9 protein-coding genes are annotated in these 14548 nt (G+C 40.6%); 1 reads left to right on the plus strand and 8 read right to left on the minus strand.

What is annotated here, in order from left to right; translation table 11 throughout:
* Positions 1-83: 83 nt before the first annotated feature.
* The 6 genes from H5118_RS00345 to H5118_RS00370 form a co-directional block, all read right to left on the minus strand.
* Positions 84-1502 carry an efflux transporter outer membrane subunit gene (locus H5118_RS00345; protein ID WP_182695187.1) on the minus strand — a complete coding sequence of 473 codons (1419 nt, stop codon included), beginning with the start codon at positions 1500-1502 and terminating at the stop codon, positions 84-86.
* Positions 1499-4633 carry an efflux RND transporter permease subunit gene (locus H5118_RS00350; protein ID WP_182695188.1) on the minus strand — a complete coding sequence of 1045 codons (3135 nt, stop codon included), beginning with the start codon at positions 4631-4633 and terminating at the stop codon, positions 1499-1501. Before H5118_RS00350 ends, H5118_RS00345 begins: the two co-directional genes overlap by 4 nt.
* A gap of 12 nt (positions 4634-4645) precedes the next feature.
* Positions 4646-5815 carry an efflux RND transporter periplasmic adaptor subunit gene (locus tag H5118_RS00355; RefSeq protein WP_182747306.1) on the minus strand — a complete coding sequence of 390 codons (1170 nt, stop codon included), beginning with the start codon at positions 5813-5815 and terminating at the stop codon, positions 4646-4648.
* A gap of 285 nt (positions 5816-6100) precedes the next feature.
* The gene (locus H5118_RS00360) at positions 6101-7402 is read right to left on the minus strand and encodes a hemolysin family protein (protein WP_002959027.1); all 1302 of its coding nucleotides are present in this window, start codon (positions 7400-7402) and stop codon (positions 6101-6103) included.
* 147 nt (positions 7403-7549) lie between these two features.
* A complete protein-coding gene (locus tag H5118_RS00365; RefSeq protein WP_039488472.1) occupies positions 7550-8239 on the minus strand; it encodes a transporter substrate-binding domain-containing protein in 690 nt (229 codons plus the stop codon).
* A gap of 128 nt (positions 8240-8367) precedes the next feature.
* On the minus strand, positions 8368-9477 hold the full coding sequence (locus H5118_RS00370) for an arginase family protein (RefSeq protein WP_024605708.1): 1110 nt from the start codon (positions 9475-9477) through the stop codon (positions 8368-8370).
* 464 nt (positions 9478-9941) lie between these two features.
* On the opposite strand from H5118_RS00370, the gene udp reads away from it, so the two are divergent.
* Positions 9942-10697 (plus strand): uridine phosphorylase, encoded by a 756-nt coding sequence (udp, locus tag H5118_RS00375; RefSeq protein ID WP_007375563.1) that lies wholly within the window; start codon positions 9942-9944, stop codon positions 10695-10697.
* Positions 10698-10795: 98 nt separating this feature from the next.
* Here the strand turns inward: udp and cdd are convergent, their stop codons facing one another.
* Positions 10796-11722: a cytidine deaminase gene (gene cdd, locus H5118_RS00380; RefSeq protein ID WP_182747308.1), complete on the minus strand. Its 927-nt coding sequence runs from the start codon at positions 11720-11722 to the stop codon at positions 10796-10798.
* Positions 11723-11858: 136 nt separating this feature from the next.
* Positions 11859-14504 (minus strand): phosphoenolpyruvate carboxylase, encoded by a 2646-nt coding sequence (ppc, locus tag H5118_RS00385; protein WP_002959021.1) that lies wholly within the window; start codon positions 14502-14504, stop codon positions 11859-11861.
* Positions 14505-14548 lie beyond the last annotated feature (44 nt).

The following is a 14548-nucleotide window of genomic DNA, read 5'->3' on the forward strand; positions in this document are numbered from 1 at the left end:
ACCAAGTCATAAACTCAGTAAAGCAAGAGCTATAAATAGTCTCGCAATATAAATATGTAATGCGGCTTTAAAAGCCGCAAATATTATTTCTCTTCCTGAGTTGTTTCACTGGCTACATTCCATCCGCCACCAAGCGCTTTGTACAAGTTAATTTGACTCGCAAGATACGCTTGCTGACCCGCAATTAACTGCTGCTGCGCGCCGTACCACGTACGCTGAGCATCAAGTACTTGCAAGTAGCTATCTGCGCCTTTTTCGTAACGCATTTTTGATAAATCAAACGTGATTTGTCGACTACTTATAAGCATATCAAGGGCACTTAATTGCTCTTGGTAACCTTCTCTATCAGCAAGTGCATCGGCAACTTCGCGAAACGCATTTTGAATTTTTTGCTGATACGTTGCCACTGCAATTTCTTGATCTGCTTTTGCTACATCAAGATTTGCTTGGTTACGTCCCATATTAAAAATAGGTAAGCTAATTGTCGGCACAAAACTCCATGTCCCAGAGCCTGAATCAAACAAGCCACTTAAGTCACTTGAAGCAGACCCCGCGTTGGCTGTTAAGCTTATGCTTGGATAAAACGCCGCTCGAGCAATACCAATATTGGCATTTGCAGCAAGCATTAAATGCTCAGCGGCTTTAATATCAGGGCGTTGCGATAGCAAATCAGACGGTAAACCAACTGGCACTTCTGGCATGCTGATCAAATTAGTTAGGTCTTTGTTAGGCAGCAAATCGGCTGAAACAGATTTCCCTACTAATAAATCTAGGGCACTTTTATCACGCTTTAACAAACGCTTATATGTTGCTATATCTACTTTTGCTGTAGCTACTGTGCTTTTAAGCTGCTCAAGGGTAATTGAAGACGTAGCCCCCAAATCAAAGCTTTTTTGCGTAAGCGATAATGACTCTTGCTGAGAGGTGAGCGTTTCTTTTGCCAGCTCTAGCAGTTGTAAGTCCGTCGCGTAACTAAGCCACGCATTTGCAAGCTCAGAAATTAAAGACACCTGCGTGCTGTATTGGCTAAGCTCTGTAGAGTATAAGTTTTGCAGTGCTTGCGCTGATTGATTGCGTACTTTGCCCCAAATATCTAACTCGTAAGAGGTAATACCCACTGTTGCACTGTATTGCGAGCTAATAGCTGCATCGCCAGTACCTGATAAGTCAGCCGGTAAACGCTGGCGCGTACCAGATGCATTTAAATCAAGGGATGGATACAAAGCAGAGTCTTCAATTTGATATAAACCACGCACACGCTGCACATTAAGCACTGCAATTTGCATGTCTTTGTTATGCTCAAGGCTTTGACTAATTAACGTTTGTAGTTTTTCGTCATTAAAAAACTGCTGCCAATTTAATTGCTGCGCAGCGGTTTTCCCAGTATCTGATGCATAAGCATCAGATACTGGTAGAGCAAGGTCTTTTTGCTCAGGCGCTAATTGGCAACCACTTAGCACCAATAAAGCAATTGCACTTAGGCTGAATGTTTTAATGCTCATTCTGCGCTCTCCTTCGTTGTCTCGTTAGCTTTGCCAGGAAATACACGGCGCACTAACACAAAGAATAACGGTACAAAAACAACAACTAATATTGATGATGCAAGTGTGCCGCCAATAATCGAAATACCTAACGCATTTTGCGCACCAGAACCCGCGCTTGAGGCAATAGCAAGCGGTATAACACCACAAATAAAGGCCATCGAAGTCATAAGTATTGGACGCAAACGTAGGCGAACAGCTGCAATAGCCGCATCAACTAAGCCAAGCCCTTCTTCCATTTTATGAATCGCAAACTCTACAATCAGTATCGCATTTTTAGATGCCAAACCAATGGTTGTCAACAAGCCTACCTGCAAGTAAATATCGTTAGATAAGCCACCGCCAAGCGCTGCCATAATCGCACCAAATATACCCAGTGGCACAATCATCATTACCGCAAACGGTACCGACCAACTTTCATAAAGCGCGGCTAAACATAAAAATACAAACAACAGCGATAAGCCATATAGTAGAGGTGCTTGACCGCTACTAGAGCGCTCTTGGAATGAAATACCGGTCCACTCAGACGAAATACCATTTGGTAATTGTTTAACTAAGCGCTCCATTTCATCCATTGCTTGGCCTGTACTGTAACCTGGCGCTGCACTACCTTGAATTTCCATTGCTGAAAAACCATTGTAACGCTCTAAACGTGGCGAACCATACGTCCAGTAGGCACTAGCAAACGCTGAAAACGGCACCATATCGCCATTATCATTGCGCACATACCACTTATTTAGATCCTCAGGCACCATGCGAGATTGTGCATCACCTTGCATATACACTTTTTTCACTCGACCACGGTCAATAAAGTCATTCACATAACTACTACCCCATGCTGTCGAAAGTGTACTGTTAATATCATTTTGCGACACGCCAAGCGCTTCGGCTTTTGCCAAATCTGTATCAAGTTGTAGCTCTGGCATATCTTCTTGTCCATTTGGACGCACGCCCGCTAAAATTGGACTTTGGCTTGCTAAACCTAATAACTGATTTCGTGCAGCTAAAAGTGCCTCATGGCCAAGGCCTACACGGTCTTGTAAGAAAATATTAAAGCCATTAGCAGTTCCCAGCTCAACAATTGCAGGTGGCGGAAAGGCAAAAACAAATGCTTCTTTTATCGTTGAAAAGTAGCCCATCGCTTTACCTGCAACACCTTGAACAGATAACTCGTCACGCTGACGCTCATCCCAATGTTTAAGATTTACAAAGGCAATTGCTGAGTTTTGGCCAGAACCTGCAAAACTAAAACCAGTCACGGTAAAGATACCGTTTACTGCTTCAGATTGATCGTTTAAAAAGTGGTTTTCTACCTTTTTAACAACCTCAAGCGTTTGTTGTGTTGTAGAACCCGCTGGTAATGACACTTGGTTAAACAAAATACCTTGGTCTTCGTCAGGCAAAAATGCCGTTGGCAAGCTTGAGAATACATAAACCATACCGCCCACAATCACGCCATAAATAAGTAAGTAGCGTTTAGAGTGAGTAAGCATGCGCCCTACAAAGCTTTGTGCACCTGAATTTGTTTTATCAAAACCACGGTTAAAGCCTGTAAAAAATCGACCAAATAACGTGTCATTGTTATGTACATGGCTTGGTTTTAAAAGCGTTGCACACAATGCTGGCGTTAAAATAAGAGCCACTAAAACAGATAACCCCATCGCCGATACGAGTGTTATAGAAAACTGACGATAAATTATACCGGTAGAGCCACTAAAGAATGCCATTGGAATAAATACCGCAGAAAGCACCATGGCAATACCTACCAGCGCGCCTTTAATTTCATCCATAGATTTACGTGTAGCTTCTAGTGCCGAGAGTTTTTCCTCGGTCATTAAACGCTCAACATTTTCTACAACAACGATTGCATCATCTACCAATAAGCCTATGGCAAGTACCATCGCAAACATCGTTAGCGTATTTATTGAATAACCAAAGGTGTATAAAATACCAAATGTACCTAGTAAAACTACAGGTACGGCAATAGTTGGAATAAGCGTTGCCCTAAAGTTTTGTAGGAACAAATACATCACTACAAAAACAAGTACAACAGCTTCAATTAATGTATGAATAACTTTTTCGATAGATAACGATACGAACGGCGTTGTATCGTAAGGTATTACCGCATCTAACCCTTCAGGGAAAAACGGTTTTAGCTCTTCAATTGCTTTTTTAACGCCCTCTGCGGTATCAAGTGCGTTAGCACCACTGGCTAATTTAATACCTAAACCTGATGCAGGTTGCCCATCGTAACGAGCTACAACGCGGTAGCTTTCACCGCCAAGCTCTACTTTAGCAACGTCCTCTAGGCGTACAAAAGAGCCATCTGGATTGGTTTTAACTAATATTTGTTTAAATTGCTCTGGCGTTTGTAATCGGCTTTGCGCCGTTACTGTTGCATTAAGTTGCTGACCATCAACGGCAGGCATACCGCCAAGTTGACCGGCAGATACTTGTGCATTTTGCGCACTAATTGATGCACTAATATCAGCAGGTGTAAGCTTATAATTTTGTAACTTTGCAGGGTCTAACCAAATACGCATCGCGTACTGAGAACCAAACAGCTGTACTTCACCTACGCCTTCAACACGCGAGACAATGTCTTGCACGTTTGATGAAACATAATCGCCAATATCAATATTAGTCATGCTGCCATCTTTAGACACAAAAGCATAAACCATTAAAAAGTTACGCGCTGATTTTGCAACTACCACACCTTGCCTTTGTACGGCTTCTGGTAATAGTGGAGTTGCTGTAGCTAGTTTATTTTGCACTTGAACTTGTGCAATATCAGGGTCAGTTTCAGCGCTAAACGAAAGTGTAAGCGTAGCAGAACCACTCGACTCAGACGTAGATGACATATAAAGCAAGCCATCAAGCCCTTTCATTTTTTGCTCAATAACTTGCGTTACCGTATCTTCAAGTGTTCGTGCAGATGCACCAGGGTACGTTGCAGTAATACTCACTGCAGGTGGTGCAATTGAAGGATACTGCGAAATAGGTAAACTCCTAATCGCCAAAATACCTGCAAGCATCACTACAATAGCGAGTACCCAAGCAAATATCGGTCTATCGATAAAAAATCGTGACATTAAAACTCTCCGTTATTGAGCTTGATCGGCTTTAGCAGACGATTGAATTTCAGATGGGTTCACAGGTGCACCAGGGCGGATTTTTTGTAAACCTTCAACTATTAACTTATCGCCATCACTTAGGCCATCAGTAACAAGCCAATCAGAACCAATAGTTCTATCTACTTTTAATACGCGGTTTTCTACTGTGTTGTCTTTACTGACAACCATTGCTGTTGGTTCGCCTTTTGAATTACGGCTAACGCCACGTTGCGGAGCTAAAATAGCACCCGCCTTAACACCTTCCACAATAGAAGCTCGGGCATACATGCCAGGCAGTAATAATTTTTCTGGGTTTGAAAATTTAGCACGCAGTGTTACTGAGCCAGTACTTGGATCAACGGTCACTTCAGAAAACTGTAATGTGCCTTTATGAGGATAAATAGAGCCATCTTCCATAATAAGTTCAACGTCAGTTTGACTAGCCGAATCGACAGTTAGAGCACCTGATGATAATGCTCTTTTAAGCTGGGTAAGCTCATTACTTGATTGTGTTAAATCGATATAAATTGGATCTAACTGAGTTACTGTAGCAAGTGCTGTACTTTGATTGGCACTTACAAGTGCACCCACTGTTACGCTTGATTTACTAATTTGACCACTAATAGGAGAAGAGACGTGGCTGTAATCGAGATTAATTTGCGCTGATTTTAACTGCGCTTTAGCTGTTAATAATTCAGCATTAGCTTGCTTATATGCGGCATCTGCTTCATCAAAATCTTGTTGGCTCACGGCTTTAATTTTTAAAAGTTCTTTATAACGCGATGCTTTTGATTTAGAGCTGGCAATGCTTGCCTCTGCGCGCGCTACGCTTGCTTCACTTGCTGCTAAGTCTGCTTCAAATGTAGCAGGGTCTATTTGATACAGTGCTTGGCCTTGTTTAACCTCATTACCTTCAACAAATAAACGAGATTGTACAATACCACTTACTTGTGGACGAATTTCAGCAATTTGAAATGCACTAATGCGACCAGGAAGTTCTTTTTTTAGAGTAAGCGGTTGGCTTTTTACTGTAATTACACCCACTGGGACAGCTTTAGGAGCTGAAGCTTGTGACTGCTCAGCAGCCTGATCACAACCAGTTAAAGCAACAGAACCGACGAGGGCTGATAATACAAATAAAGCGATGCGGGAACGCTGCATGTTAAATACCTTTTAGTTTAGAGTGAACGATCATTCTAAATTAAAATGCGCTGATAATGAATCTTAATAAGGAGAAATTTACACAAACTTACACTATTGAATACAATATACGCCTTAGGTAGCATTTAATGTTAATTTGATGAAAATAGAATCAAAGCTGTTTGAAAATAAAGCAATTAAACAGATTGAAATAACCACTCATTTTAAACACAGAACTTTTAAATAGGCACAAAAAAGCCAAGCAAAAACAGCTTGGCTATTTATATAAACGACTATCTTACTTTTTTAAAGGGGGTTGTCGTTCTGTGGATTAATAACTCTTGAAACTAACAACTGCTCTACCCTAATTCCCTCTACATCAACAACTTCAAACTTAAAGCCTGAAAAAGTTAAATGCTCTGCACGTTTAGGGATTCGCTTCATACTGTAAATTAAAAATCCAGCGACAGTTTCATAGTGCATCTGATCTGGAAATTCTTCTATATCAAGTACCTTTGCTAAATCGGTAATTGGAGTTAACCCATCTACAAGCCATGAATTTTTATCGCGCTCTATAATTAATTCATCACCTTGATGAGTAATTAAATCCCCCATAAACCCTTTCATTAAGTCTTTTACCGTTACAATACCTACCGAAAGCGCGTATTCGTTTACGACAACAGCAAATGGCTTTGCTGCGCTTTTAAACGCATTTAAGGCTTCTGATAGGCTTAATGTTTCCGGTAAGTAAAAAACATCTTTATCAATCAGCTCATCGTTTATATTGGCGGCTTCGCCTTTTAGTACTTGTCGTAAAATGTCTTTAGATTCAACAGAGCCATGCAATTTATCTAAATTTCCTGACACTACTAAAAAGTGATTATGAGGGTGGTCAATAATTTTGGTCGCAATATCATGGCTAGATTCGTTTAAATCAAAATAGACAATTTGGTCGCGTGGCGTCATTACGCTTGATAAAAACCGTGCTTCTAGGTCAAACACATTACCAATGAGTTCATACTCTTGCTTTTGCAAACTACCATATGCAGCACCCGCTTCCATCATGGCAACAATGTCCTCAGTTGTAACGTTGTCTTCTCGCTCAGCGGGCACTTTAAATAAGCGCAGCACAAAGTTAGTTACCCCATTAAAAAACATCACTAGCGGAGTTAAGGCAAAGGTTACCCAGCGCATTATTGTAACGACTCTAACAGCGACAGCTTCTGGCATGATCATCGCTAAACGTTTTGGCATTAAATCGGCGAACAAGATAAACAGAGATGTAATAGTAAAAAATGAGAATAAAAAGCTAATTTTTTCTAAGTGTGCACCTTGATAAAAAAGCACTAAAACACTTTCAACATAAGGCGATAAAGCCTGCTCGCCCACAATACCACCCAAAATCGCAATCGCGTTGAGTGCAATTTGGATCATGGCAAAAAAAGCCCCTGGATTTTCTTGTAGCTTTAATACCGCTGCTGCTTTTATATTTCCTTCATCTGCCATTACCCGCAGTTTTATTTTACGCGACGCTGCAATTGCTATTTCTGACATAGCAAACAACGCACTGATCAAGATCAATAAGCTAATCCCGATTAAATCACCCATTTAACGCTCCAATAAGTTAGCGCTTTTTTAAACAAAAAGCAGCTGGATTATAATCGGTTTTTTAAACGCAGCAATTTATATTTACGAAATATATTTAAGCTATTAATTTTCAATTATTTAAGAGGTAAAACAGTGAGTTTAAAGTGCTTAAATTTTATTAAAGGCAACTTTTAATTGAGAAACTAAAGCCGGATCCATATTTATATTACAGGCAAAAAATAACGGAGACTGAGTTGTGTTTAAATCAAGTAATGGTTCTAGTAACTCAAGCTTAGGCTCTGTTTTAACTCGATAGTTAAATTGCTTTTTGTTGAGGATAACAAAATCAAGTATATGGTGACGAGTGCTTATGAGTTTATCTATTTTATCTAGGCTATCGATGAGTAATAAATGCTTGCTTTCACTAAAGCCCCTTTCAAGCAAATAATGATGACTAAAGTTATCACGCAGTACTGCTATTTTGTATTTTTTAGCATCATTGAGAGTGTTTAACTTTATACCTCTGGATTTTAGACCATAAATGGCAGAGTCAAAGCTTTCCAGTTCGCCTACCCAGTTAAACTTACTTTCTCTATTAGGTAATCTAACAATCGAAAATATACAGGTGTTTTTATCGCGTAGCGCTGCATTGTAGGATATGGCCCAACTATGCGCCAACATAGTGTAGTTTATACCTGTACCTTCTAGCGCTTTATGAACTTTATCGACAGAGCGGCCAACGAGTTTGTTATCTTCATTAATATACTGAAAGTCCGGAAATACTTCCGTTACTATTGTAATTTCAGCTGCATCAACTTTAATACAGCTAATGAACAATAAAAAGATCAACAATTTCATCTAGCGAGGCCTCAACTAACTCATTATATGTATTTAATAAATATAGCTGAGGCTTTATGAACTGCTAGTTTTTAGTCAGTGATGCACACTTATACGCTGATAGTGCTAGTATTTATAGCTTCTACAGCTTACTTGTTCATTGCACTAATTAAAAAGGCTGAAATTTTAGCGCCTTCTCTAAGTGTCGTTTCTGAGCTTGATTGGCCAACTAAAGAACTGTCGGTAAATGGCGCTATCTCCATCATATCTGCACCCGTAATAGGAAACTCATCCGCAATGGCTGATAAAATATCAAGCGCATGCTGAGGCGTTAAACCGTGATGCTCTGGCGTACCTGTGGCAGATGCAAACTCTGCATCAAGTGCATCAATATCAAAGCTTACGTATATTTCATCAACGTTATCGGCTTTTAACTGTGCAATAGCGTCGGCAGCAACCGCTGCTGCGCCGCGTTCAATGATTTCATGTGCCCAGTGCTGTTTAACACCAAAAGTATTTTCCCAATGCGCTTTAGGCTTGCCACTTGAGCGTATACCAAATTGTATTAAATGATGCGGCGCCGGTAAAAACTCTAATATATGTGTACACCACGAGCCAAAACATAAATCAATACCTAAGCGCTCCACGAGTAAATCGGTATGCGCGTCAAAGTGAATAATAGCCGTGCGCTTACCTTGCTCACGTTTTGCTTTTAAGTACGCTTTAGTAAGTGGGTAACTGATTGAGTGATCGCCACCAATACCAAATAATCCTTTATCTTTAAACGTTGCGTAAAAACTGTCGCACACATCTTCAGTGATTGATAACGGGCTTACGTAATAGTCGTTATCTTCATCACCATATAAGGCTTTTTGGCAATTAGAAATGGTTGCATCATTTAGGTATTTGTCATGAAGTAAATGTGGGATCACACGTACATCACCCAAATCAAAAGAATGACACTGCGGTTGCTGATCAATTAAAGCTGAGCGCACAAACAGTGGCCCCCAGTTTGCTCCGCGTAATATCCCACCGCCACAGTCTGAACTAATACCTAACATAACGGCTTTATGTGGTGAGTTTGGTAATTCGTTTAAAGACTCGCGCCACAAGTTATCAACGTTTTCAGTTTGTCCGTAAAGTTTATTACGCAGTGCGGCTTTGCGCTCTTTTGCAGTATTTACTGTGTATACGCCATCACCCGGTGCGCACAAACAGTGCTCAACTTTGTTTTTAAATGCTTCAAATTGTGTGCTCATAATAAACTCCTTCGGTTTTTATTCTGTACGTAGCTAATTAGTTTTGATTACTTTTGATTAGTTATGCAAAATCACTAAAAATGCCTAAACTTCAAATAAATGCCACTTTGCTAAATAAGTCAGTGCTTAATATAAGTAAACACGTTAGTTTTTACGTGTTCACTACAAGGTTAAGCCATTGAATTTATTTGATATTAATGAAAATATGTTATCATTCATTTAATCGTAGTTACGCGCTTGAGTGATACTTATTATGTCTGCTTGAACATGTCAACAGCGCAACAAGGCTACGTATATAAGTACTTGAGTGAATATTCATAGTTGGTGAATAAATCAAATTAGCCATTAAAATTATTAAGGCTTTATTGGAAGAGTTAAGATAAAACGGACAATCGTCCTGTACTTGATAAACGTTTCTAGCAATCATGCTAGATTGACAACAAATTATTATAAAAGGCTTAGCTATGGAAAAGGTATTTCACTTAGGACTATGTATTGACGATCTTAAAGGTGCAAAACTTGCGATTGTACCAGGCGATCCAGATCGTGCAGCACGTATTTCACAATTCCTAGACAACCCAACCTGCCTTGCTCAAACTCGCGAGTTTCATGTTTATTTAGGTCAATTAAACGGCCACTCTGTGGTTATATGTTCTACAGGTATTGGTGGTCCATCTACGTCGATTGCAGTAGAAGAATTAGCACAACTTGGCGTGCGTAAATTTTTACGTATTGGTACAACCGGTGCAATTCAGCCACACATTAACGAAGGCGAAATTTTAATTAGCCAAGCGTCTGTACGTTTAGACGGTGCAAGCCAACATTTTGCACCACTTAGCTACCCTGCTGTATCTGACTTTTATGCAACACAAGCTATGGTACAAGCATGTAAAAACCTAAATATCGATTTTCATATTGGTATTACTGCATCAAGCGATACATTCTACCCAGGGCAAGAGCGTTACGATACGCACTCTGGTTACGTTCCTAAATCACTACAAGGTAGCTGCGAAGAGTGGCAAAAATTGGGCGTGATGAACTACGAAATGGAATCGGCAACATTATTTACTATGTGTGCAGCCCTTGGATTACAAGCAGCATGTGTAGCAGGCGTACTTGTTAACCGTACTCGCCAAGAAATACCAAATGTAGACCACGGTGAAATTGAGCGTAAATCTGTAGCAGTCGTATTAGAAGCAGCTAAAGTATTACTTGATTAATACAGGTTATAGCAGTCAGTCAGTGAGTGAGTTAATTCGATAGAATGGCTCGCTTTAATAAAGCACAGCTCCGGCTGTGCTTTATTGTATGCAAGCCACTATTTAAGTGGTGCGCTAATTACTTTAAGTGCTGGTAAATGCGTAAAACTGGCAAGTACAGCTTTTGCCACTTGCGACTGGTTTTCACGACCCGCTGTTTCGAGCAATGTTATTCCCTTCACCGTACTTTCGTTAAAGCTAAGCCCAGCTAAAAAGAACTGACTTAGTGCACTTTGTAGTGGCGATAAACTTGGACTGTAAGCTGCATTTTCGGCGTAACTTCCGTAAAAATCACCATCACTAAATGTACTTATTTTTACGGCGCTAAAGTTTTGGCTGTAAGGCACGTACGCATTAAGTGCAAAACGCGCAAGGGTTTCATCAAGGCCATCAAAGCTAAAATTACCTTGCTGTGGTTTTGGGTTAAACAAGCTAAATTCGTTACCTAAATCGGTAGGTCCAAATGAATGCGGCAGTAATTCAGCAAGTTTAAATTGCTGATCAGGAAGTAAAATATCAAACTCTTTCGCATCAGCTAGTTCGTTCATAAACTGGCGACAATACCCACAAGGCGCATCGCTAATCGCAATTTTAACTATTTTTTTAGCGCCGTTTAACCATGCGTTATTTATAGCCGATTGCTCTGCATGAACCACTAAACTCAATGCTTGATGATCAAACTCTACATTCGCACCAAAGTAAAAGTTTACCTCACCCTTTTTATCAAGTGCTTTAACAATTGCGCCTACATGAAAATCTGACACTGGCGCAACGGCATACTCAGAAGCTAAAGGCACTAAACCTTGTAGTAATACATCATCAGACACATTGAGTTGCGCGCATAACGCTTTAATATTATTAGAATTTAATATGCCACGTTGTGATTCTAATTGACTACGTAATGACGCTGTTTGCGCTACGCTTAATGTGAAGTGCGAATTTGTAAGTGCTGTATCTTGCTGTACAGTAAAAGTTGCTGAAGCCATAATATTTTTTAATTATTCAATGGCTAAGTAGTTTAAAAGGTTAGGGTGTTAAATACCAGCCTATTTAACGCAAAAAAAGGGAGCACATCGCGTGCTCCCTTTTAATACCAATAGGTATACCTAACAAAATAAAGTGTTAGCCGGTATTACGCATACCTGCAGCTATACCTGTCATCGTGATCATTAACGCATTATCAATGTCACCTTCGTTTCGTTTTTCCTCTGAGCGAGCACGGCGTAAAAGCTCAACCTGTAATAGGTTAAGTGGATCGGTGTACGGATTACGTAAACTAATCGACTCCTTAATCCAAGGTTGTTCGGCGAGTAGGCTTTTTTGTGGGCTAAGTGATTGCACCAAGCTAATCGCTTCTTGAAGCTCTTTACGAAGTGTTACACCCAATGGTTTGTACATATCTTCCACCAGCGCATTATCGTAATGCTCACTCAACCAGCAATCGGCTTTACTAAATACCATTTCTAGCATTTCTAGGCGCGATCTAAAGAATGGCCACTGTAGGCTCATTTCGTTGAGTGTTTCTGCGCCGTACTTATTAAGCGCAGCTTTTAAGCCAGTTAACGCACCTAACCATGCAGGAAGCATTAAACGGTTTTGGCTCCACGCAAAAATCCATGGAATAGCACGCAGGCTTTCAACGCCACCATTAGGATTACGTTTTGCAGGACGCGAGCCAAGCGGCAACTTAGACAGTTCAAGCTCAGGCGTTGCCATTCTGAAGTAAGGTACAAAGTTTTCATCGTGGCGAACTACATTACGGTAGTGTTCACACGACTCCTCACTTATTAGCTTCATTACTTCGCGCCACTGCGGTTTTGGTTCCGGCGGCGGTAATAAGTTACTTTGTAGTACTGCACCTGCGTAAATATTTAAGCTTTGCAGTGCTACATCGGGTAAACCAAATTTAAAGCGGATCATCTCGCCTTGCTCGGTTACACGCAAACCACCTTTTAACGAACCTGGCGGTTGTGAATGCAGAGCTTGTGCAGCAGGTGCCCCACCACGCCCTACTGTGCCACCACGTCCATGGAATAAAATAAGTTCAATACCACGCTCATCAGCAAGTTGTACTAGTTTATCCATAGCTTCGTACTGCGCCCAACCTGCTGCCATCATGCCGGCATCTTTAGCAGAATCAGAGTAACCAATCATTACATTTTGGGTGTTTTTAATGTGCCCGCGATACCAAACATTATCAAGTAATGTAGTAATTACATCACTGCCTGCGTTTAAATCGTCGAGTGTTTCAAACAAGGGTGCTACTGGTAAATCAAAGCTACAGCCGCTTTCTTTTAGCAATAATTGTACTGCTAAAATGTCTGATGCTGTTCGCGCCATCGAAATAATATACAAGCCAAATGTTTGTTCGTCTTGCTTAGCAATAACGTCAAAGGTGTCTAGCACTTCTTGAACATCAGGGCTTGGTTGCCAATGTTTTGGAATAAGCGGTCTGCGAGAGTTAAGTTCAGTAAGTAAAAAAGCTTGTTTATCTTGCTCTTGCCATTGGTTGTAGTCGCCTAAACCTAAATAACGAGTCAGCTCAGAAAAAACATCGCTGTGGCGAGACGAGTCTTGGCGCACATCGAGTTTAGCTAAACGCAAGCCAAAGCTATTAATACGGTACAGTAAATCAAGCAATAATCCATCAGCAACTACTTTCATATTACACTTTAATAACGAGCGGTAGCAGACCTCTACAGGGTGCTTAAGCTGATTAATATCGGTAATTAAATCTTGTGAATCGCTACGCTTATTTTTAATTTTAGCGCCCAGGTGAGCCACGGTCTCTGCAACTTGGTTTTTAAGCTTTTTGATCACCGCTCTGTATGGTTCAAAGTCTTGACCTGCCAACTCAATAAGCTCATCACTGGCATCTGACATAGAGAGTTCAGCGCATAACGTTTTTAAATCTTGAATATATAAGTTAAGCGCCATCCAACGACCGTGGTCAAGCACCTCTGCTGTAACCTGCGATGTTACAAATGGATTTCCATCACGGTCTCCACCCATCCAAGATGTGAACTCAATCGGGCTGTAATCTTTTGGTAGCTCTAAACTTAATTGCTCTTTAACATTGGCTGAAAATTCACGTAAAAAGCGCGGAACAGCGTGCCAAAGACTGTTTTCGATTACCGCATAACCCCATTTAGCTTCATCAACTGGCGTTGGGCGAGAGCGACGAATGTCGTCGGTATGCCAAGCCTGGCTAATAAGCTGTTCAATACGATTTAAAATAGCGTCTCGTTCTAGCGGTAAGTTATCTTTTCGCTCTAATGACGCTAAACAATCACTTAGTTCAACATGTTTGTTAATAATAGTACGGCGCGTCACCTCGGTTGGGTGGGCGGTTAATACTAAGTTTATGTGGAGTTTTGAGAGTGTTTCGGCCAAATGATTACTATCTAGCTGGCCTTGTTCTGCTTTTGTAACTAACGTTTTTAATGTTTGAGTGAGAGGGTTTTGTTGACCAAGGCCAACGTCATTAAAACGCGAAACGGTATGAAATTGTTCTGCTACATTAGCAAGGTTTAAAAAATGATTAAATGAACGGGCAACCGGCAAAAGCTCTTCATCACTAAGCGCATGTAAAACGTCTATTAGCGCTTGTCTGTCGTCTTCATTACCACTGCGAGATGATTTAGATAAAGCCCGAATTTCTTCTACTTTATCTAAAATAGCTTGGCCTTGAGCATCCTTAATAGTTTGTCCTAGTAATTGCCCAAGTAAATTTACATTACCTCGCAAGGCGGCATATTGTTCACTCATTTCTCATTCTCCTTTGTTTCGTAGGACACTATTAATATCATCAT

The organism is Pseudoalteromonas sp. SR41-1, assembly GCF_014164015.1.
GTDB classification, from domain to species: domain Bacteria; phylum Pseudomonadota; class Gammaproteobacteria; order Enterobacterales; family Alteromonadaceae; genus Pseudoalteromonas; species Pseudoalteromonas distincta.

Coding starts and splice junctions, on each gene's coding strand:
- H5118_RS00370 (WP_024605708.1), bottom strand. CDS start 9,477: ATGAGCACACAATTTGAAGCATTTAAAAACAAAGTTGAGCACTGTTTG.
- H5118_RS00365 (WP_039488472.1), bottom strand. CDS start 8,239: ATGAAATTGTTGATCTTTTTATTGTTCATTAGCTGTATTAAAGTTGAT.
- H5118_RS00345 (WP_182695187.1), bottom strand. CDS start 1,502: ATGAGCATTAAAACATTCAGCCTAAGTGCAATTGCTTTATTGGTGCTA.
- udp (WP_007375563.1), top strand. CDS start 9,942: ATGGAAAAGGTATTTCACTTAGGACTATGTATTGACGATCTTAAAGGT.
- H5118_RS00360 (WP_002959027.1), bottom strand. CDS start 7,402: ATGGGTGATTTAATCGGGATTAGCTTATTGATCTTGATCAGTGCGTTG.
- H5118_RS00350 (WP_182695188.1), bottom strand. CDS start 4,633: ATGTCACGATTTTTTATCGATAGACCGATATTTGCTTGGGTACTCGCT.
- ppc (WP_002959021.1), bottom strand. CDS start 14,504: ATGAGTGAACAATATGCCGCCTTGCGAGGTAATGTAAATTTACTTGGG.
- cdd (WP_182747308.1), bottom strand. CDS start 11,722: ATGGCTTCAGCAACTTTTACTGTACAGCAAGATACAGCACTTACAAAT.
- H5118_RS00355 (WP_182747306.1), bottom strand. CDS start 5,815: ATGCAGCGTTCCCGCATCGCTTTATTTGTATTATCAGCCCTCGTCGGT.